The sequence below is a fragment of the Mycolicibacter sinensis genome (assembly GCF_001667945.1).
Taxonomy (GTDB): domain Bacteria; phylum Actinomycetota; class Actinomycetes; order Mycobacteriales; family Mycobacteriaceae; genus Mycobacterium; species Mycobacterium sinense_B.
Genome location: NZ_LZJK01000120.1, coordinates 1 through 19,209, shown reverse-complemented (window position 1 = coordinate 19,209; position 19,209 = coordinate 1). Strand labels below are relative to the sequence as shown.

The following is a 19,209-nucleotide window of genomic DNA, read 5'->3' as shown; positions in this document are numbered from 1 at the left end:
GGAGCCGATGACATGCCCGCCCTAACTGCCTAACCCATCGGATCACGCAGCACTACACCACTTCCCGGGACTTGACCCGACCATCGTTATCAAAATGCTGTCTTCGCCAGGCTGTCTTTACCGGGCTGTAGTGCCCGCGCTGCTGCCGCGCGCGTCTCGTTATGCCGGCCGACACAAGACCACCCCTTCGGAATCGCCGAACAACGCAGTGACTAACTCGCCGCTTGGCGCTCGCCGGGGTGTTTGCGCGCGCTCCGCACTTTCCCCGCATTAACGCGCCGAATCTGGCACGGACTTACCTGTACCTCGCGGTACCAAAAAACCGAATGACGGCGCCCCACAACACTTTGGGAAACTTGCACGTACTCCGATTGTCGAGCAGTCGCCAAGCTGAGAACGCGGGTTCGATTCCCGTCATCGGCTCCACGTCGCCCAGCGATGCACAATCAACACCATGCGCCTGTTCCCCAAGTCGCACATCACCCTCACCGACGCCGAGGTCGCCGACGCGCTGGGTCGCGCGGTGGCAATCATCAACCCGCTGCTCGACCTGCTCGCCCAAGCCGACCCGATCGGTCTGCGGGAGCGCACCCATCGGCTGCTGACCGCGCCCCGCGGTCTGACCCAGCGGATCCGCCGTATCCAGCTGAGGCGGCGCCGCCGGGAAGCCGGCCGCGGGCCCAGCAACGCCGAGCGGGCCCGCAACGCCGGAGCGCGATTGATGAACGCCGCCGACTTGCCCGGCACCGCGGCCTGGGAGCAGATGAGCAGTGAGCAGCGCGTCCATTGGTGGGTGCACCGGGTCGGCGCGCTGAACACCGTCGTGGTGGCCACCCCGCGGATCTTCGGGTGGCTGGCCCGGGTGGTGCCGGTCGGTGAGCTGGCTGGATTCGTCAACCAGGCGATCGTGCTGTGCGCGCTGGCCCGCGAGTACGGCGTCACCGACCGGCGCGAGCAGGCCCGGCTGCTCGCCGCGGTGCTGTGCCGGCGCGAACTGCCCGACGACGTCCACGTGCCGACACCGCCCGAAGCCGAGTCCCTGCCGCAACGCCGGGGCGTCGCCCGAACCCTGTGGCAGCTGGCCGGGATCCTGCGGGCGACCTTCGAGGAGGCCGCCAAGCGGCCGCACCCGAACAAGCTCTACCAGCGCCTGAGTGTCCTGCCCGGGATCGGGGCGATCGCCGGTTATTTCGGTGAGCGCGGCGCGCTGTTCCGATCAGCCGCAGAAGGTGTGGCCTGGCTCGACGAGCACACCGCCGGCTAGGACACCCGGATCCAGTCGACGAGCATCTCCGCGGGGTAGCTGCCCGGCCCGGGATCGCCACCGCCGGAGCCGGCGACGGCCAGATTCAACACCGAAAACACTTGGTAGCCGGGGTCATTGAACGGCCAGTCGGCGATCGAGTTCGCCGGTACGGTGAAGTACGGCGCCGCGCCGTCGACGTAGTCACGCCAGAACCGGATGCCGTCGGAATCCCACCGGCACCGCCAGGTGTGCCAGGCGCTGTCCATCGCGATCTGGTGGGTCGCCCATTCGGCCCCGTTGGCTTTGGTGTGGACGGTGGTCGCCGACGGCCAGTTGCCGTTGCCGTACCACTCCAGCACGTCGATCTCGCCGCGATCCTCATTGCCCATCCACCAGGCGGGCCAGGCGCCGGGGGTCAGGCAGTTGAGTTTGATGCGGGCTTCCCAGGTGTGGCCGATGCCGCCGGTCCAGCGGCTTTGGACCTTGCCGCTGTAGTAGGTGTTGCCGTCTTTGGCGGCGCGCAGCACCAGGTTGGACTTGCCGTCGAGGAACACGTTCTGGCGATCGTCGCGGTACTGCCCGACGTTTTCGGGCCGCTCCCAGAACGTCGGGTCCTTCATCGATTCGCGCGCTCGCGCCACCGTCCACTTCGCCGGATCGGGGGCCGAACCGGCGGGACCGTCGAACTCGTCACTGAACAGGTAGCTCTGGGCCGGGGCAGTGGGCAGCGGACCGGTGGGCGCCGGCTGCGCCCAGGCCTCCGGCACGCGCATCGCGGTGGCGAGCATCCCGATCCCGGTGGTCAACATCATGCTGCGGCGATTCATCTCGGGCACCTTCGCATGGTCGCATTGATGACCGCCCGGCGCGAGGCTAGAAGACCCGCACCCAGTCGATCAGCATGTCCGCCGGGTAGGACCCCTGCCGGGCATCCCCGCCCCCGGACCCGCCGACGGCCAGGTTCAGGATCGGGAACACCGTGTAGCCGGGGTCGTTGAACGGCCACTCGCGGCCGGGTTCCTCGATGTTCTCGATGCCCACCGCCGGGACGGAGAAGTAGGGCTCCATGCCCTCGGCGTAGTCCTGCCAGAAGTACATGCCGCTGGAGTTCCAGGTGACCCGCCAGGTGTGCCAGTTGCCGTCGACCGGAAACGCGAACGTTTCGAACGCGGTGCCGTAGGGGTTGGCGTGCACAGTGGTGCCGGACGGCCACTCGCCGTTGCCGTACCACTCCATCATGTCGATCTCGCCTTCGCGGCCAGGATCGTCGTTGGACAACCACCAGGCGGGCCAGCAGCCGGCGGTCTGGCAGTTCAGTTTGATCCGGGCTTCCCAGGTGGTGCCGATGCCGCCGCGCCAGTTGCCGTGGACCAGGCCGCCGAAGTAGGTGTTGCCCTCCTGGGTGGCCCGGATGACCAGATTGGACTTGCCGTCGACGAAGACGTTTTTGCGGTCGTCGCGGTACTGGTAGAAGTACTCCGGCCGGTCCCAGCCGACCGGGCGGCGGATCGGGGTGCGGTGGTTGGAGATCGTCCACTTGGACGGGTCGGGGGCCGAACCGGCCGGGCCGTCGAATTCGTCATGCCAGAGGAAGGCGCCGGGCTTGGCGGCGGCCGGCGGGGCGGCGGGATCGGCCGGCGCGGCGGGAGGCTGCGCCGGGTCGCCAGGCGCTCCGGGAGGCGCGGGAACGGCTCTGGCCAGCGGGTTCGGGGCGGCAGCGGCCAGCGCCCCGGCACCCAGCATCAACATGACTTGGCGGCGGTTCATCTCGGGCACGGTGGGAATGTAACCCACCCCGGAACGGTGTCAAACCAACCGCGCCCCGCCTGTCAGTGGGCTAGCTCACTCGTTTTCGCCGGCGCTGTCGTCGAGCACACCGACCGCTATTCCATACGGCAAAAACCGTACTTTTCGTTTGGGATCGGGGTTGCGCTGACTGGCCCGCAGGGCGTCGAGCTCGGTGGCGTACACCTGCTCCACGCGCGCCGCCCCGTCGTCGCCGACGGTGTAGATGGCCCACACGCCATCACCGGTCTCGCCGGTGGTCGGTGGCCCGGAACGCGCCGCTTGGGCCAGGTCGGCGAAGATCGCGCCCCAGCCCGCCCGGCCTCCCGCCGAGGCGACTCCGCCGGCGAAGCGGTCGAAAGCCGCGCGCAGGCCCTCGCCCGCCTCGCGGATCATCCGGTCCAAGTCCTCGGAATCGAATCCGAAGGCGCCGTCGTCACTCATGGCTCGCTCCTTACCGGCCCCACCTCGGTGGCCACACCCCAGTGTGCCTGCGGCGGCAGGGTCCGGCCAGCGTCAAGCAGCCGGCACCGGCGATCGGACGCTAGTTCTCCGGAACGGTGATCGGAATCGGTATCGGCACCAACGGAATCCGCAGGTACTCCGTCGTCATCGGCACCGTGGTGGTGGTCGGGGGAACTGTGGTGCTCGGGGGAACCGTGGTCGTCGGCGGCGCGGTCGTGGTGGGCGGCGCCGTGGTGGTGGGGGGCGCCGTTGTCGTCGTGGTGCTCGGTGGCGCGGTGGTGGTGGTGGGCGGCACCGTCGTGGTGGTGGTGACCGGCGGCTCGGTGGTGGTCACCGGGGGCGGCGCCGTGGTGGTGGCCGCCGGCGGCGGTGGCGGGACAACGGGCGCGGGCGACGGCGGCACGGCGCTGGACGACGGGGCCGGCGGCACCACCACGGCGCTGGTGTCCGGCTGCACCGGCGCCTCTTTCTCGGAGGTGCGGGCCAGGCTGTAGAGGGCGCCCGCGACGGCGATCAGCGCCACCAGGATGCCGATACCAAGCGCGTAGCGCGGCCACTGCGACGGGTGCCGCCGGGCCGGGACCGGCGGCGGGGGCGGTGGCGCGACGGGGCGGCGGCCGGTGCCCGGCGTCTGGTCGTAGAACTCGTCGACGTAGGGCACCGGTTCGGCGCTGGCGTTGCCGTCCTCCTGCGACCAGGCCAAGGCGCCCACGACCGAACCGGTCCCGGGGGCAGACGTCACCGTGGGCGCCAGCTCGGTTGCTTCGATTGCGTCGGCTTCCCGGGTGACCTCGTCGTCCTGCGGGTCGTACATATGCGGCTTACCTTGGATCGACAACGGCGGGGAATCGTCACCACGTTAGAGGCCGGGCGCGGTGCGCCGCCACCGCCGAGACCACACGTTTATACAACTGTTAGCGGCAGTGACCTGCGGGGGCGGAACACGAAGTTCGCCCCGCCGCTGACCTTGGTGACCATCACCTCGGGCAGTTCGGCGGCCGGGGTGTCGCTCTCGGTCAACCGGGCGGTCCAGTCGGTGTCCGACCCGTCGACCGTCACCCGCAGCTGCGGGTTGACCGCGGTCGCGATGGCCTGCAGCGGGTTGACCTCGGCCGGCGTGCACAACGTGATCCAGGCGCCGTCGTCGTGCGCGGGCGAGTGCCGCACCGTGATCTGGCCATCGCCAACCTCGGCGCGCAGGTAGCCGATCGGATTGAGCAGCGGGTGCAACTCGAAGGTGCGCAGCGCCCCGGCGATGTCGTCGGAGAGCCGCAGGGCGTTCTTGATGCGCATCGCGCCCAGCCCGGCCAGCCCGGTGAGCTGGCGTCGGCCCACCGAGGCGGCCACCTCGTCGGTGGCGGCCCGGGCGCGAACCGCCAGCGCAAAGGACAGGTACAGCAGGTGCATCTGCAGGCACACCTCGTCGGCCATGCGCACCAGCGCCGAATGGGAGAACGCGGTGAAGTCGACGTCGGACAGCAGCGGCCCGCTGTAGTCGGCCAGGCCGTCGTCGGAGCGATCGATGTCAGCGAGTTCCCATGTGGCGGCGCGGGTTTGACTGATCACCTCCAGCGCGGGGATCGGCTGGGCCGGCGGATAGGACTCGTCGATGATGACGGTCCAACAGCAGTGCGGTTGGCGGTCGGCCGGGGTGCGGGGCGGCCGGTGCACCGGACGGCACTGCGCGTGGACGTTGGTCGCCACCGCGGTAGCGTCGAACGTCGGGTCTTCGATGGTGTGGCACATCCCGAAGACGTAGTCGTCACCCATGGGCTCGACATCCAGCAGCGCACCGCAGCTGGCCAGCTCGAACTCCCCGTGCCAGCGGTCGTGCACGGTGAAGCGGAAGTCCATGAACTGCGGCGGTGACCCGATGTCGAACTGCAGGCCCTTGAAGATGGTGGGCACGTCATCACCGACGTAACCCAGCGCGCGCTGCATGCGCCGGGTGTAGACGGGACTGGAGCCAGCCCACTCTTCGATGGCGATCTGAAGCATCTCCTCGCGGCCGAATTCCTGGATGCACCAGGCCATTCCGGAGCGGTCGATCATGTGCCCGATCAACAACAGCTCGGGCACCAGCACGGCCAACTCGTCGCGGGAGAGCGACGCATACCTGGAAGTGGTCACAGACGAAAAAATAGACGTGACTATGTTATAAAGTCAACAATGACTGTTCCCGCCGGCACCGGCCGGCCAACGCGGCGAACCAGCGCGCCCCGCAAGCGCGGCGACGACACACGGGCCCGCATCATCGACGAGACGGTGCATTGCATCCTCGAGGAGGGGTTCGGCGCGGCGAACGCCAAACACGTCGCCGAACGGGCCGGGGTGACGTGGGGCGTCATCCAGTACCACTTCGGTGACCGCAACGGCCTGCTGATGGCCGTCGTCGACGAAGGCGTGGCCCAATTGCTGGCCAGCTTGTCGGCGGTCGAGGTCGATGACCTGGAACTGCGGCAGCGCATCGAGGTCGTCGTCGACACCGCCTGGCGCTGCTATGCCAGCCCGACGTCGCTGGCGGCGTTCGAGATCCTGCGGGCCACCCGCGGCAGCCTCGGCGAGCAGTCCCACGAGCACCTGCTGCAGATGAACTCCGCCATCAACCGGCTGGGCCGGCTGGTCTCCGATGACCCGGCGGATTCTGGTGTGGCCGAGGTGATCTGGGCAGCGCTACGAGGAATCGTGTTGGCGCAGATGATCATCGGTGGCGCCTTCGACTGGCAATCCGAGCGGCGGACACTGATCGAGATGGTCTCGCATTATCTGCAGCGCGAGCGCGACTGAACTACCCGGTCCGCCAGTGCGCCGGAAGCGGCTGGGATTCCCGCGGCCGGTTGTGATACGCCCACGACGACGCCAGCCAGCCGTTGCCGTTGGTCAGCGTGGTGACCGGTTGCCCGTCTTGCTCGTCGTTCTTCTTTCCGGTCTTCTGGCCGCGACGGCTGGTGGTGTCGGTCGTTGCGCCCTGGCCCGCGGTCGTGCCCATCATCGCCTCCTGGAACGCCGCCCCCGGCGGCAGACCGACCGCGGCCGGCAATCGGGTCTCGGCGGCAGCCAGGGTGAATGCGGTCGGCTGCATCTCCGGTGCCGCGGTGGCCCAAGTCGGCGGCACCGACAGCCCCCCGACCGGGATGGCCCGGCCCAGCCCCGCCCCCACTGTCGGCGTGGTGGCAGCCGACAGCACGCCCCGCGGGCCCAGCCCCTCGAAGGTCAACGCGCCCTCGACACCCCCGCGGACGAACAACAGCCGGCCCCAGCCGGCGCCGTTGCTCACCACGGTGTACATGCTCGAATCGAAACTGATCCCGCTGGCAGCGACGCTGGTGTAGGGCGTCAGCGGGTTCAGCAGGTCGGCCAACGACGCCGGCGGGGTGTCGGAGGAGCCGGTCGGTGCCAATAAGTGTTGCAGCACAGCCTGTAGCGAGCTGTTCAGCTGGGTCTGGCCGCTGGTGCCCGCCGCCTGAGATGCCGCAGCGGACTGGGCACTGACCCCGGCCGGGTTGGTGGTCTGCGGCGGCTGATGGAACTGCGGCAGGGCGCCGGCGGGCGCCGCGGCCGCGGCGTAGGCGTACATCGCCGCGGCGTCCTGCGCCCACATCTCGGCGTACTGCGCTTCGGTGGCGGCGATCGCCGGGGTGTTCTGCCCGAGGAAATTGGTCGCGACCAGGGTCGCGAGCAGCGTCCGATTGGCGGCCACGACCGCCGGCGGCACCGTCGCAGCGAACGCGGTCTCATAGGCCGCGGCCACCGTCTGGGCCTGCAGCGCGGTCTGTTCGGCCTTGGCGCAGCTTTCCTGCAGCCATGCCACGTAGGGAGCCGCCGCCGTGGCCATCGCCGCCGACGCCGGTCCGGACCATTGGTGGCCGATCAGGCCGGCGATCACCTCGGAGTAGCCAACGGCGGCCGTCTCGAGGTCGGCGGCCAGGGCGTCCCAGGCGGCCGCCGCCGCGAGCATCGGTGCCGCCCCCGGGCCGGTATACATCCGCCCGGAGTTGATCTCTGGGGGAAGTAGCGCAAAGTCCATGTCGGTTCGGATCAGCCTGCGGCCGGCGGTCGCGGGACAACGGTGCGCCGGTTCGACGCGGCGCGGGCCGTCGCGGCCCCCAAGCCCCGGCCGGCCAGGGTGCCGAGCATGGTCTCGCCGAAGGCCGTTCCCGGCATGCCGCCCGGGACGGCCGGTCCCACCGGCGCGCCGGACGCCGGTATCGCCATCCCGGCCGGGGTGACGTTCGAGGCGAGGGTGGCCGGCATCGCCCAGCCGTGCGGCACCGACAGCCCGCCGATCTTGAGGGCGTTGCCCGCGCTTGCCGACAAGCCCGCACCGCCCAGACCCGCACCGCCCGGGTTCAGCGCGCCCAGGCCCAGGCCGGCCGGTCCGAGAAACGGCGGATTGAGGATTTCGCCCAGGCCGCCCGGGTTTTCGGCGGTGAACGCGGTCAGACCGATGCCGTTGTTGATGTTGCTGAGCATGTTCGCGGTGCCGGACCACCCCGTCATGGTGGCGCTCATACCTTGGGTCGCCAGCCCGGTGAACGGCGAGATCTGACCGATGATCGAGGTCAGCGACGACAACGCCGTCGTGGTGTCGTTGGCGGCCGCTGCGGCGCCGGCCTGAGCGACCGCGGCGGACTGGGCGGCCTGACCGGAGGCTTTCGTGGTCTGCGGCGGTTGGCTGAACGCGGTCAGCGCTGACGCGGCGGCCGAGGAACCGGCGTAGCGGTACATGGCGGCGGCGTCTTGGGCCCACATCTCGGCGTACTGACGCTCGGCCTCACCGATCGCCGGGGAGTTCTGCCCGAAGAAGTTCGTGGCTACCAGCTGCTTGAGCAGGACGCGGTTGGCGGTGATCACCGCCGGGGGCACCACGGACGCCACCGCGACCGCATAGGCCTCCGCGGCGGCCGAGGCCTGCCGCGCCGTCTGCTCCGCCTGGGCGCCGGTACCGCGCAGCCAGGCCACGTACGGCTGTGCGGCAGCGGCCATCGCCGTCGCCGCCGGGCCGGTCCAGGGCCCGGTGGCCAATCCGGAAGTCACCGAGTCATATGCGGCCGCGGCGGTGTGCAGTTCGGCGGCCAACTTCTCCCACTCGGCGGCGGCGGTCAGCATCGATCCGGATCCGGGGCCGGTGTACATGCGTCCGGAGTTGATCTCCGGAGGCAGTACCCCGTAGTCCAGGTACACGGCGTCTCCTCGCTCAGCTCCTGTGGTGTCGGCACTCATTGGTTATGCGGGGATTAACGAAACGCGGTTCAGGTGAACCGGAGGTTACGGCGAAGTGGTCAACACGGTGGCTTGTCGATGAACTGTTGAGGGCGCGGACATCAGTAGGACGCAATGGTCGCGTACCGGACCGGTGGTGTTCATCTGGCATTCATTTTTCGGCTGCTGTTGATTAATGCGGGGCAGCGATGCTAATTGCACTGTGAAGCACCCACGATGGATCCTGACCGCGGTCGCGGCCGCCGCATTGGCCGGCCTGGCCGCACCTGCGCACGCCGAGATCGACCCCGACGCCGCGTTTCTCTCCGCGGTCGACCAGGCGGGCATCGAGTACACCGACCCCCAGGAGGCCGTCGCGGTCGGCCGGCAGGTCTGCGATTACCTGCATGCCGGGCATGGGCCGGATGCGGCCGCGCGGGCTCTGAAGATCTCCAACCGCAGCCTGTCGGTGAAGAACGCCGCCCGATTCGTGGCGTTTTCCCGAAGCGCCTTCTGCCCTAACTAGTTTCACGGAGGAAACCATGAAGGTTGGCACCCCTTTGTTGGCCGCCGTCGCGGCGGCGGGTCTGCTGGGTCTGGCCGCGCCCGCGGCCGCCGAGCCTTCCGACACCGGTTTCCTGGGCGCTCTCGACCAGATGGGCATCTCCTACCCCAACCCCGCCGACGCGGTGGCCGGTGGCCACACGGTATGCGAGTACCTCGCGTCGGGTCACAGCACCAATCAGGCCGCCAAGGGCGTGAAGAACGCCAACCCGGGCCTGACCCTGACCAAGGCGCACCAGTTCGTCGGGATCGCCCGGTCGATGTATTGCGCCGAGGCCTGATAGGGCCTATTGCGCGATAGCCATCACCGCGCCGGGGCGCAGCCACTGAATGATCTGCACCAGCTTGGCATCGTCGATAGCCACGCAGCCTGCGGTCGGGCCACCGTCGGTGGTGTGAAAGAAGAACGCCGCCCCGTCGCCTGGTGTGCGAGCGGTGTTGACGCCCATCACCACGGCGTGCTTGTACTGCGGGATCTGGAGGTTCTCGCTCTCGTTGGTGTCGAACGGACACTGCGCCTTTTTGCAGACCTGCATGGTGTTGAAGGTCGGGCTGTGGTCGTCGCCATCCCACCAGTGGTCCGGCCCGACCTGGACATACTGCAGTCCGCCACCGGGATTCGGTGCGGTGCCGAACGCGTACGGCAAGGTGAAGACACCCATCGGCGTCGCCGGATGGCCACTCTTGGCCTTCTGCGCCATCCCGGCCGAGCCGACGTGGGCGGGGATACCTGCGGCAACCGGCTGCCATCCCGACGCACCGCGCTGGTAGACATCCATCTTGGCGTCCGAACCACCCACGCCGACAACGGAAATCACCTGGCTTGCGTTGCCGACCGACCGCGCGAACCACGGGGTCAGATCGGCTTGGGCGCCCGGCGACGCGGCGAGCGTCGCACCGGCGGTGCACACCGCAGCGCTGAACAGGCTCAGCAGTCGGCGCATTGACTCATCATCGGGGCACGCCGGGGGCGGGTCAAACACCGGCCACGGCGTGCCGGGCTTCAGGATTCGGCGCGACGCGCAAGCACTTCGACCGGCGCCTCGCCCTTGAGCAGGCCGCGCGACGACAAATAGTCGCGGAAGTACTCCCGGTGCTCGGGACAGGTCAGCCAGACTTTACGACGTTGCGGGGTGTGCAGCTTGGGGTTGTTCCACAGCATGCCGAAGGTCGCGTCGGCGGTGCAGCCTTTGCGCGAGCAGACAAGCGCCCCGACCGGGTCGGGTTCACAGCTGGTCATCAAGATCATCCTGCCACGGTCGCAGCAGCACCGCCCAGACCACCAGATAGGCCCAGCCCAGCGCCCAGCCGGCCAACACGTCGGAGGGATGGTGCACGTTGAGCGCCACCCGGGCGACGCCGACCGCGGCCACCACCAGCACGCCGACACCCACCGCCACCAGCCGGGCCCGGTGCCGCAGCAACGGCAGGGTCAGGATCAGCAGCGCGCCGACCCCTACCGTCACCCCCAGCGCGTGCCCGGACGGAAACGACGACGACGTCGCCGCGGCCAACGCGGTCACCGGGCGGGGCCGGTCGACCGACCCCTTGGCCAAGACGGTGAGCATGCCGCTCAGTTCGACGGCCACCAAGAGGAACAGCGCCGGCCGCAACCGGCGCCGCACCACCTCGACCACCACCGCCACCATGGCCAGCAGCCGGAACACCGCCGGTTCGAAGACCGTCGACAGCCCGTCCCAGAACCGCACCCAGCCCTGGTGTTTGATCCCGATGGCATAGCTGGCGTCCAGCGCGGCGGCGTCGGCGGCGGCGAGCCAGCCCCAGCCCTGCCAGTAGCCCACCAGCATCACGACATAGACCGCGGCGGCGGCCGCCACCGAGGCCAACGCGGTCACCCGCAAGCTCGAAGCCCTCATGAGGCGCCGTCGCGGGGAGCACCGATGGCCCGCAGGTCCGGCCACGGCGGGCGGCGCAGCACCGCCAGCGAGGCGATCACCGCGGACAGCAAGCCGGTGAGCACCCCCACCAACGCGATGCGGTCCGCATTGACAGCGGCCACCCACCGGGCGTTGTCACCGCGGATCACCATGGCGCCCAGCGGCGTGGCCCGCACCGAGGAGCCGTCGCGTCCCGCCTGGACCCGGGCGGCGGTGATGACCGTGGTGCCGTCGGGGGTCTGGTGCGGTTCGCCGTAGACCAGGCTTCCGGCGGAATCGGTGGACAGCTGGTCGAGCAATTCTGACCGTTTCATGGCGGGCCTCCCTTCGTGTGGCTCCTAGCATGATCGCGTGGCTGATCCTTCCTTCACCGCCCAGGAGCGCCAAGCCGTATACCGGGTGATCGCCGAGCGCCGGGACATGCGCCGGTTTCTTCCCGACAGCACCGTCGACCCCGACGTGCTGGCACGCCTGCTGGCCGCTGCACACGCTGCCCCCAGTGTGGGGCTCATGCAGCCGTGGCGCTTCGTCCGGATCACCGAGGACAGCCTGCGGCATCGCATCCACGCCCTGGTCGACGCGGAGCGCCACCGCACCGCCCGCGCGCTGGGTGAGCGCGAACAGGAATTCTTGGCGCTGAAGGTGGAAGGCATCCGCGACTGCGCCGAACTGTTCGTGGTGGCATTGCGCGAGGGCAGGCAGGCCCACATCTTCGGACGCCGCACCTTGCCGCAGATGGATCTGGCATCGGTGTCGTGCGCCATCCAGAACCTCTGGCTGGCCGCGCGGGCCGAAGGTCTGGGCATGGGGTGGGTGTCACTGTTCGAACCGCAACCGCTGGCAGCGCTGTTGGGCATGCCGGCCGACGCCGAGCCGGTGGCGATCCTGTGCCTGGGCCCGGTCCCGGAGTTTCCCGACCGGCCGGCGCTGGAACTGGACGACTGGGCCTACCGGCGCCCGCTGGATGAGTTCGTCTCGGAGAACCGCTGGGAGCGCGCATGACCCACGACGACGAAGCCGCTGCGGTGCGGCGGATCTGGTCTCAGCTCGGACTGCCGGGGATCATCGACGTGCACACCCATTTCATGCCGAAGTCGGTGCTGGACAAGGTATGGAACTACTTCGACTCGGCCGGCCCGATGGTGGGACGCAGCTGGCCCAGCACCTACCGCACCGATGAGGCCCACCGGCTCGACACGCTGCGGGCGTTCGGGGTGCGCCGATTCACCTCACTGGTCTATCCGCACAAGCCACAGATGGCCGAGTGGCTCAACCAGTGGGCTGCCGAATTCGCCCGCCAGGCACCGGATTGCCTGGCCACCGCGACGTTCTACCCCGAACCCGGTGCGGCCGACTACGTCGATGCGGCGATCCGTGCCGGAGCCCGGGTCTTCAAGGCGCACATCCAGGTCGGCGACTACGACCCGAATGACCCACTGCTCGACGAGGTTTGGGGTGCGATCGAGGATTCCGGCATCCCGGTCGTCATCCACTGCGGCTCCGGACCGCAGCCCGGGCGGTTCACCGGGCCGGACCCGATTCGGCGGCTGCTGCGGCGACATCCGCGGCTGGCCTTGATCATCGCGCACATGGGCATGCCGGAATACGGTGATTTCCTCGACATCTGCCTGAATTCGTCCGCCGTACACCTGGACACCACGATGGCATTCACCGCGTTTGTCGACGAACTCATGCCGTTTCCGGCCGGCGAACGGCCACGACTACGCGCTGCCGCCGAGCGGATCGTATTCGGCAGCGACTTTCCGAACATCCCGTACGGCTACCGTGACGCACTGACTGCCCTCGCCGCAGTCCCCGGCATCGACGATGCCTGGCTGGCCGGCGTTCTGCACGACAATGCCGCGCGGCTGTTCGCGATCGCGCTACCATCCGGTTGACGGTGCCCCGCGGGGCGACCGGACCCGAGAAAGGCCGGCGACTGTGACCTCTGACGCCACCCCGCTGACTCCGCCTCTCCCGATGCCCGACGTTCCGGGCGAGGACGCCGGCGCGCACGGCCTGCCGCTCCGCAGCGACTTGTCGTTGCGGGACAAGCTGATCGTCGATGCCTCGGCGTGGGCGGATATCGGCTTACGCACCACGGTCGCGTCCATGGTCGCGGCGGCGATAATCCCGTCGGTGCTGACCACGGCGGTCGGGCGTGAGCAGTCGCGGCGGGAACGCGAACGATTGGCGTTCTACGCCGAGGTGGCCGCCGAACACGACCCGGTCCGCGCATTTCCCGCCCCGACCGCACTGCCCCGGATCTCGTCGCGGCGGGCCAATCCGCTTGCCGAGCGGGTGGCCCGCGGGGTGGTGGAAAACGTGGCGTTCCGCAGTGGTTTCGAAGCGGTCAACCCGGCCCTGCGGGACTCCTGGAGTGCGCTGACCCAGAACAACACCGCCCGATTCCAGCATTGGCGCCACGACGACGGGCCGCGGCCGACACTGTGTGTGATCCACGGATTCATGGGGTCGGCCTATCTGTTCAACGGGCTGTTCTTCTCGCTGCCCTGGTTCTACCGGTCCGGTTACGACGTCGTGTTGTTCACCCTGCCGTTCCACGGTCGGCGGGCCGAAAAGTATTCGCCGTTCAGCGGATACGGCATCTTCTCGCACGGCATGTCGGGCTTCGCCGAGGCCATGGCCCAAGCCGTTCACGACTTCCGTTCGGTGGTCGACTATCTGGAGTCCACCGGTGTCGACCGCATCGCACTGACCGGCCTGTCACTGGGCGGTTACACCAGCGCGCTGCTGGCCGCCGTCGAACCCCGCCTGGAGGCGGTGATCCCGAACGTTCCGGTGGTCTCGGTGGACTCGGAGATCCGGGACTGGTTCCCGGCCAACATGGTGGTGCGCGCCGGGCAGCGGCTAGGCCGGGTCGACTATGACGACTTCACCGCCGCCACGGCGTATCACTCCCCGCTGAACTATCCGCCGCTGGTGGCCAAGGACCGGCGGCTGATCATCACCGGCCTCGGTGACCGGCTGGCACCACCGGAGCAGGCCGAAATGCTGTGGCAGCACTGGGATCGTTGCGCACTGCACTGGTTCCCCGGCAACCACATCCTGCACGTCAGCCAGCCGGCCTACCTGCGCCGAATGACCGCCTTCCTGAGGGAGTTCATGTTCTAACGCGCGGCCACTCCGGCTGCCGTTACCGGCCAGCGCAGTCCGGCGAGTTCACCGTCCGACAGCGCGGTGTGCCCGTCGAGGCGACTCCCCGACAGCGGATGCAAGCCAGACAGCGCGCCGTAGTGGTTGCCCTGCTCGGGCACCAGACCGGCCAGGGGAGCCGCTCCATCGGGCGCCGACCCGGTGCGCAGGGCGCACGCCGCGGCGACGGTCAGCTGACCGCCGTCGTCGGCGAATTCCACTGCCGTCCAGGTCTCCCCGGCGTTGGCAGCCCGGATCCGGCTCAGGGTGTCTGCCAGCGCCGCATCGATAGCGACCTGGTAGGCGGCGACATGCTCACCCGAGCCGTCCACAACCGACCGCCAGGTTTCCCGCGCACCCGCGTCGAACAGCGCGGGGATCTCGTCGCCGGCGACCAGTGCGGTGTCCCAGCCGATCTCACGAAGATGGTCAGCCAGACGCCGGACTGCGATGTCAGCGGTGCGCTGCAGCGGGATCTCCGGCGAACGGGCCTGCAGCGCCGCCAGATTCGGTGCGGCCGAATAGGTCAGGCCGATCCAGGTGTCGGAGGTGGCGGTAGCACCGTCGGGCCGGGTACCGCGGCTGGTGATGCGCACGGCGTCGGCCCGCAACCCGTATCGGTTCAGGTAGCCGGCGATCAGCGACAGCGGCAACGCATCTCCGGCCGCCGAAGCCGAGATCCGCAGCGCGGCGGTGGCCCGCGCACCGGAGGCGGATCGCCGGTCGGTGTGCACGCCGCGGCGTGAGCGCGACATGGCGAGCCGGCGGCGCACGATCGTGGTGAGATACAGCCCCTGCCACCAGCTCAGCAGCAGGATCGCTATGGCGACACCCACGCCGAGCACCCAGCGGTCCCGGGTGCTCGGCCACGGGTAGGCCATCAGCGCCGGCACGACAGCCAGCAACACCAGGGTGATTCTTCCCGGCCCGGGCCGGGGAATGGTCGAACGGAGCGGGCTCACAGCTGGTTTTCCTTTCGTCGGCGGGCGGCAGCCGCTGCGCCGACGGCGACGGCGGCGACCAGCCCGGCCAGCAGCGCGGTTCCGGCGAAGGCCACGATCCGCGGGGCCGGGTCCTCGGGTTGGGGGGCCGGCGGCGGCGAGAGCTTCTTCGACGGGGGGTTGGCCGGATCGGCGGTAGGCGGCAGTTCCCAAGTCAGGGCGGCCACCGGGTCGATGGTGCCGGCGCCCACCACATCCGAGGGCGCGCGGGCGCCGTTGTGGGCGGTGGAGACGATCCGGTGCGCCACCTGCATGGCGTTCAGCTCGGGGTAGCGGCTGCGGACCAGCGCGGCCACCCCCGCGACGTAGCCGGCCGCGTAGCCGGTGCCGGTGAGCGGCACCAGCCTGCCCTGGTTACCGGGCAGCCCGTTGGCCAGACCCCCGTCGTCGCGGTTGCTGACCGAGACGATGCCCTCGCCCGGGGCGGCGACGCCGACCCAGGGACCGGCCATGGTGAACGCCGACGGCTGGCCCGTCGGGGACAGCGACGCCACCGACAGCACGTAGGGATGCCACCACGACGGCACCGACAGCGAGGTGACACCCGTCCAGTTGCGCGGGTCGTGCGGCCGGCTGAGGTCGGTGAGCGGATTGGACTCGCACGCTTCGCCGCCGCCGCCGACCGATCCGGTCTGGCCGCTGTCGCCGGCGGCCGCCACGATCAGCACGTCCTTCTCCACCGCCGCATAACGCAGCGCCGCACCCAGGGCGGTCTGGTCGACGTTGCGGTCAGCGGGCAGGCAGGTCGTGGTGGAGATCGTGATGACCCGCGCCCCGAGGTCGGCGGCGTGCACGATGGCCCGCGACAGCGCGGTGATATCGGTGACCACGCGGGTGGTCCGGGGGTCATCCCCCGCCAGCCGCGGCGAGATGGTCGCCGAGGCGGTTCGCAGTGACAGCAGCCGCGCTGCCGGGGCCACCCCGGTGAAACCGTCCTGGCCGTCCGGTGCGGGCTGACCGGCGATGATCCCGGCGACCAGCGTTCCGTGGCCGTCGCAGTCGGTCAGCCCGTCGGTTGTGCCCAGGTAGTCCCCGCCCGGGTCCACCGCCGGCAGCCGCGGGCCGGGCCGGACGCCGGTGTCGATGACGGCCACCGTCTGGCCCTCGCCGCGGGAGAACTGCCAGGCGGTGGGCAGGTCGAGCATCCGCTGCCCGCCGGTTGCGGTGCTGAGGTCGCTGCCGGGCAGCAGGCCCGAACTGGCGCAGTCGGCACGTTGTTCCATCGCGGCGACGGGGCCCGGCGCTCCACTGGGCGGCGGCACCGTCGGGTCGATCTTCGGCGGGGTGATCGCCGAGGCCGGTGCACTGGTCAGCAGCGCGACCAGCGCCGCGATTCCGACCCCACGCGCCGTGGTTCCCCGGCGAGTGTGCGGTTCTGTCCGCGACACGCCGGGCGGGACGGACAAAACCGCACACTCGCGGGTGTCAGGTGACGTCATCGAGACAGGACCCAGGCGAAAATGCCGACCAGGTAGGCCATGACCGGGATCAGAGTGGCGTCGACGCCGGAAGCCAAAAAGCCCACCAGCCGCCGCACCGGCAGCGAGTAGCTCTCCGGCGACGCCACCGTCGGGCTCAGGGCGACCACCGCCCACACGGCCACCAGGGCGGCCAGCACCAGCACCGCGCCGAACGCGGCCGCGTAGCGGCCCGTCGCGGCGTAGCAGGCCAGCAGTACGACCGCCGTCAGGTGCGGCTGAGCCAGCAGCCAGGCCTTGCACCACGCCGAATCCCACACCCGGGCACGCAGCACCGAGGCCACCGCGATGCCGGCGACCACATACCAGGCCCACCCCGAAAGCCCCTCGGGCACAGCGGCGATGGCCACCGAGCCGAGCACGGCAAGCAGCACGGCGCCGGCGACGAAGCCGGTCTGGTGGGCGTCGGTGACGCGAACACGGCGCGGCAGGTCTTCCAGCACGCTCTGCGGCAGCGCCGACGGGGTCGGGTCGCCGGGCGCCGGAATCACCGGCAGCGGCAGCCGCGCCCACAACGCCGAGATCTGCGGAGCGGCCACGGTGAGCAGCAACGAGGCGGTGATCAGCCCGCAGCCGAGGCTGAGAGGCGGCAGTTCCCAGAAGGATTTGACGGCAGCCGCAGCCAGCACACCGACCCCGGCGACCATGGCCGCGGTGAAGAAGGCGATGCCGCGTTCACCGCCCGGCGGCAGGATCAGGCAGATCAACGACCATGCGCTGACCGCGGCCGCGCCCAGCACCACGTGCGCCGGGCTGAACAGGCCGGGCACCGCCAGGGTGCCGGCGGCTGCGACGGGTACCAGTGCCGCGATCGCCAGGGTCAGGGCGGCGTCGGCTGAACGTGCCCGGGTCGCCAGCGCCGCCAGCACGCTGACCAGCGCGATGGCGGCCACCGCGAACAGGCCGGCCGGTTCGCCGGTGAGTGCGCGATGGGCGGTGGCCAGACCGGTGGCCGCGACCATCAACGCGACCCCGGCAGCCAGCGCGGCGCGCCGAATGTGCGTGGCTCCCCAGGGTTTACGGCGCGACGCCGAGAAGATGACGGCGGCGTCGGCGATGTCCTCGACAATGCCGGGAGCCGCCGGTCCGACCGGCACCGGCCGCAGTGCCAGCAGGTCGCCGTCCACCACGCCGACGGTGTCCAGGCTGGCATCCAGACTGAACGGCGCGCCGCCGACGGGCGCCAGGCTCAGACGGGTCGCCGCACCGACGGTGGGTTCGGTGTCGTCACCGGCGTCGGGGGCCACCAGGCGTTGCACCGCAGGCAGGATTTCGCGCAGCGGCAACTCCGCGGGCACGGCGATCTCGGTCAGCCGACTGTCGGCCAGGACCGCAATGCGGACGATCGGCATGGCAGCGCTGGTCAGCACCGGGGCTTCGGTCATTGATGTTCCCTGTTCTTTTCTCTGCGAGGACGTTCTTTTCGCTGCTTACGTCAGCTGGGTGGTGAAATCTCGGGACAGGCGCTGACCGGGGAACCACTGCCCGTCGGGCAGCGTGGCGGTCAGCTGTTCGATCGCGACGGCGGTCGCGAAATCGGTTCCGGGCCGGAAGGTCGATACCCATTCGCCGTCGAATGCCTGCGACGGGGTGACCAGGATCCGGCCCTTGTCGGTGTCGACCAGGCTCATCCCCACCTCGGTGGTGGAGTGGCGGCCATTGTGGGCACAGCCCGCGACAACTTCGACGTAGCTGCGTGGACCGCAGAACACCGATTCCACGACCGGTCGCGCCGAGGCTGGGATACCCAGGTAGTCAAGGACTTCGGCGAGCGGGGCGCCGGCGCGCAGCCGTTCGTCGGCGCGCACTCCGACCCGGGCGGGCAGGGTGAACTCGTCGAACTTCGCCGGCGGGCGCTGCCGCAGCCCGGCCCCGAGCACCGGGACCAGCAGCCGCGGGTCGTCGATGTCCATTGCGGTGAAGGTGACCAGTTGGGCATTGCGCAGCGCGACCACCGTCCGGGTCGGTTTCCCGGCGCCCCGGTCGCGGCGAGCCACGATGCCGCGCAACATCTCGGTGGGCCCGCCGGACGGTGAACCCACATAACGCAGGTCCAGCCAACGGTCCGGGAAGCACACCACCCGGATCCATTCGGCCACAGCCGGATTGACTGTGCCGTCCGGCGAGACGACACCCATCCGAGTGAGTTCGTCGCGCTGGCGGGCCATGAATGCACCGCGTTCCCCGGCGTCGGTGTAGGGCATGGTGATCGCCAATACCCACGGGAAGGACCCGGCGCCAACGGTTTCCGCGATGAACCAGGCTTGCTCGACGGTCAGTTCGGCAGCGTTGGGTTCAGTCCCCATCGCGGCCTTCCTTCGTCGAGCGGATCACCTGGCTCAGCCCCACTTGGCCGCTTCGGCGGTGTCGCGGGCGTTCATCATCAACGTGTTGGTCTCATGGGTGGCCGCCAT

22 protein-coding genes are annotated in these 19,209 nt (G+C 69.8%); 7 read left to right on the top strand and 15 right to left on the bottom strand.

Features of this window, described 5'->3' with window-relative positions:
* Positions 1–454: 454 nt before the first annotated feature.
* Positions 455–1,264 carry a hypothetical protein gene (locus A5694_RS15920; RefSeq protein WP_064922874.1) on the top strand — a complete coding sequence of 270 codons (810 nt, stop codon included), beginning with the start codon at positions 455–457 and terminating at the stop codon, positions 1,262–1,264.
* Here A5694_RS15920 and A5694_RS15915 read toward each other — a convergent pair.
* The 5 genes from A5694_RS15915 to A5694_RS15895 form a co-directional block, all read right to left on the bottom strand.
* On the bottom strand, positions 1,261–2,082 hold the full coding sequence (locus tag A5694_RS15915; protein WP_064922872.1) for a glycoside hydrolase family 16 protein: 822 nt from the start codon (positions 2,080–2,082) through the stop codon (positions 1,261–1,263). The genes A5694_RS15920 and A5694_RS15915 overlap by 4 nt on opposite strands.
* A gap of 37 nt (positions 2,083–2,119) precedes the next feature.
* A complete protein-coding gene (locus A5694_RS15910; protein ID WP_064922882.1) occupies positions 2,120–3,013 on the bottom strand; it encodes a glycoside hydrolase family 16 protein in 894 nt (297 codons plus the stop codon).
* A 75-nt stretch (positions 3,014–3,088) separates the two neighbouring features.
* Positions 3,089–3,475 (bottom strand): hypothetical protein, encoded by a 387-nt coding sequence (locus tag A5694_RS15905; protein WP_064922870.1) that lies wholly within the window; start codon positions 3,473–3,475, stop codon positions 3,089–3,091.
* A 100-nt stretch (positions 3,476–3,575) separates the two neighbouring features.
* A complete protein-coding gene (locus tag A5694_RS24125; protein ID WP_064922869.1) occupies positions 3,576–4,310 on the bottom strand; it encodes a hypothetical protein in 735 nt (244 codons plus the stop codon).
* Positions 4,311–4,399: 89 nt separating this feature from the next.
* Complete coding sequence (locus tag A5694_RS15895) at positions 4,400–5,626, bottom strand: hypothetical protein (protein ID WP_064922867.1); 1,227 nt, start codon at positions 5,624–5,626, stop codon at positions 4,400–4,402.
* A gap of 39 nt (positions 5,627–5,665) precedes the next feature.
* On the opposite strand from A5694_RS15895, the gene A5694_RS15890 reads away from it, so the two are divergent.
* A complete protein-coding gene (locus A5694_RS15890) occupies positions 5,666–6,283 on the top strand; it encodes a TetR/AcrR family transcriptional regulator (protein WP_064922865.1) in 618 nt (205 codons plus the stop codon).
* 1 nt (position 6,284) lies between these two features.
* On the opposite strand, the gene A5694_RS15885 is transcribed toward A5694_RS15890, so the two are convergent.
* Together A5694_RS15885 and A5694_RS15880 are read right to left on the bottom strand one after the other, a co-directional pair.
* A complete protein-coding gene (locus A5694_RS15885; protein ID WP_082952701.1) occupies positions 6,285–7,523 on the bottom strand; it encodes a PPE family protein in 1,239 nt (412 codons plus the stop codon).
* 11 nt (positions 7,524–7,534) lie between these two features.
* Positions 7,535–8,680 (bottom strand): PPE family protein, encoded by a 1,146-nt coding sequence (locus tag A5694_RS15880; protein WP_234786404.1) that lies wholly within the window; start codon positions 8,678–8,680, stop codon positions 7,535–7,537.
* 241 nt (positions 8,681–8,921) lie between these two features.
* On the opposite strand from A5694_RS15880, the gene A5694_RS15875 reads away from it, so the two are divergent.
* Together A5694_RS15875 and A5694_RS15870 are read left to right on the top strand one after the other, a co-directional pair.
* The gene (locus A5694_RS15875; RefSeq protein WP_064922861.1) at positions 8,922–9,224 is read left to right on the top strand and encodes a DUF732 domain-containing protein; all 303 of its coding nucleotides are present in this window, start codon (positions 8,922–8,924) and stop codon (positions 9,222–9,224) included.
* A 16-nt stretch (positions 9,225–9,240) separates the two neighbouring features.
* On the top strand, positions 9,241–9,543 hold the full coding sequence (locus tag A5694_RS15870) for a DUF732 domain-containing protein (protein ID WP_082952700.1): 303 nt from the start codon (positions 9,241–9,243) through the stop codon (positions 9,541–9,543).
* 6 nt (positions 9,544–9,549) lie between these two features.
* On the opposite strand, the gene A5694_RS15865 is transcribed toward A5694_RS15870, so the two are convergent.
* Genes A5694_RS15865 through A5694_RS15850 form a run of 4 tightly spaced genes read right to left on the bottom strand, consistent with a single transcriptional unit; the run spans position 9,550 to position 11,474 of the window.
* Entirely contained in the window at positions 9,550–10,206 is a 657-nt protein-coding gene (locus A5694_RS15865) for a L,D-transpeptidase family protein (protein WP_064922859.1), read from the bottom strand.
* A gap of 59 nt (positions 10,207–10,265) precedes the next feature.
* Complete coding sequence (locus tag A5694_RS15860; RefSeq protein WP_064922857.1) at positions 10,266–10,502, bottom strand: hypothetical protein; 237 nt, start codon at positions 10,500–10,502, stop codon at positions 10,266–10,268.
* Positions 10,489–11,139 (bottom strand): phosphatase PAP2 family protein, encoded by a 651-nt coding sequence (locus tag A5694_RS15855; RefSeq protein ID WP_064922855.1) that lies wholly within the window; start codon positions 11,137–11,139, stop codon positions 10,489–10,491. Before A5694_RS15855 ends, A5694_RS15860 begins: the two co-directional genes overlap by 14 nt.
* Complete coding sequence (locus tag A5694_RS15850) at positions 11,136–11,474, bottom strand: hypothetical protein (RefSeq protein ID WP_064922853.1); 339 nt, start codon at positions 11,472–11,474, stop codon at positions 11,136–11,138. Before A5694_RS15850 ends, A5694_RS15855 begins: the two co-directional genes overlap by 4 nt.
* A 37-nt stretch (positions 11,475–11,511) precedes the next feature.
* On the opposite strand from A5694_RS15850, the gene bluB reads away from it, so the two are divergent.
* The 3 genes from bluB (at position 11,512) to A5694_RS15835 (ending at position 14,295) form a co-directional block, all read left to right on the top strand.
* Complete coding sequence (gene bluB, locus A5694_RS15845; protein WP_064922851.1) at positions 11,512–12,162, top strand: 5,6-dimethylbenzimidazole synthase; 651 nt, start codon at positions 11,512–11,514, stop codon at positions 12,160–12,162.
* Positions 12,159–13,058 carry an amidohydrolase family protein gene (locus A5694_RS15840; protein ID WP_064922849.1) on the top strand — a complete coding sequence of 300 codons (900 nt, stop codon included), beginning with the start codon at positions 12,159–12,161 and terminating at the stop codon, positions 13,056–13,058. Before bluB ends, A5694_RS15840 begins: the two co-directional genes overlap by 4 nt.
* Before the next feature lie 82 nt (positions 13,059–13,140).
* On the top strand, positions 13,141–14,295 hold the full coding sequence (locus A5694_RS15835) for an alpha/beta hydrolase family protein (protein ID WP_064922847.1): 1,155 nt from the start codon (positions 13,141–13,143) through the stop codon (positions 14,293–14,295).
* Here the strand turns inward: A5694_RS15835 and eccE are convergent.
* From eccE to A5694_RS15815, 4 genes are read right to left on the bottom strand one after another with little or no spacing between them, the layout of a single operon-like run.
* A complete protein-coding gene (gene eccE / locus A5694_RS15830; protein WP_064922845.1) occupies positions 14,292–15,278 on the bottom strand; it encodes a type VII secretion protein EccE in 987 nt (328 codons plus the stop codon). The two genes, A5694_RS15835 and eccE, sit on opposite strands and share 4 nt — an antisense overlap.
* Positions 15,275–16,756, bottom strand: a complete 1,482-nt coding sequence (gene mycP, locus A5694_RS15825) for a type VII secretion-associated serine protease mycosin (protein WP_185746720.1) — start codon at positions 16,754–16,756, stop codon at positions 15,275–15,277. The genes eccE and mycP overlap by 4 nt, the downstream gene beginning before the upstream one ends.
* Positions 16,753–18,180 (bottom strand): type VII secretion integral membrane protein EccD, encoded by a 1,428-nt coding sequence (gene eccD / locus A5694_RS15820; protein WP_064922843.1) that lies wholly within the window; start codon positions 18,178–18,180, stop codon positions 16,753–16,755. Before eccD ends, mycP begins: the two co-directional genes overlap by 4 nt.
* 45 nt (positions 18,181–18,225) lie before the next feature.
* Positions 18,226–19,101 (bottom strand): ESX secretion-associated protein EspG, encoded by an 876-nt coding sequence (locus A5694_RS15815; RefSeq protein ID WP_064922842.1) that lies wholly within the window; start codon positions 19,099–19,101, stop codon positions 18,226–18,228.
* Positions 19,102–19,209 lie beyond the last annotated feature (108 nt).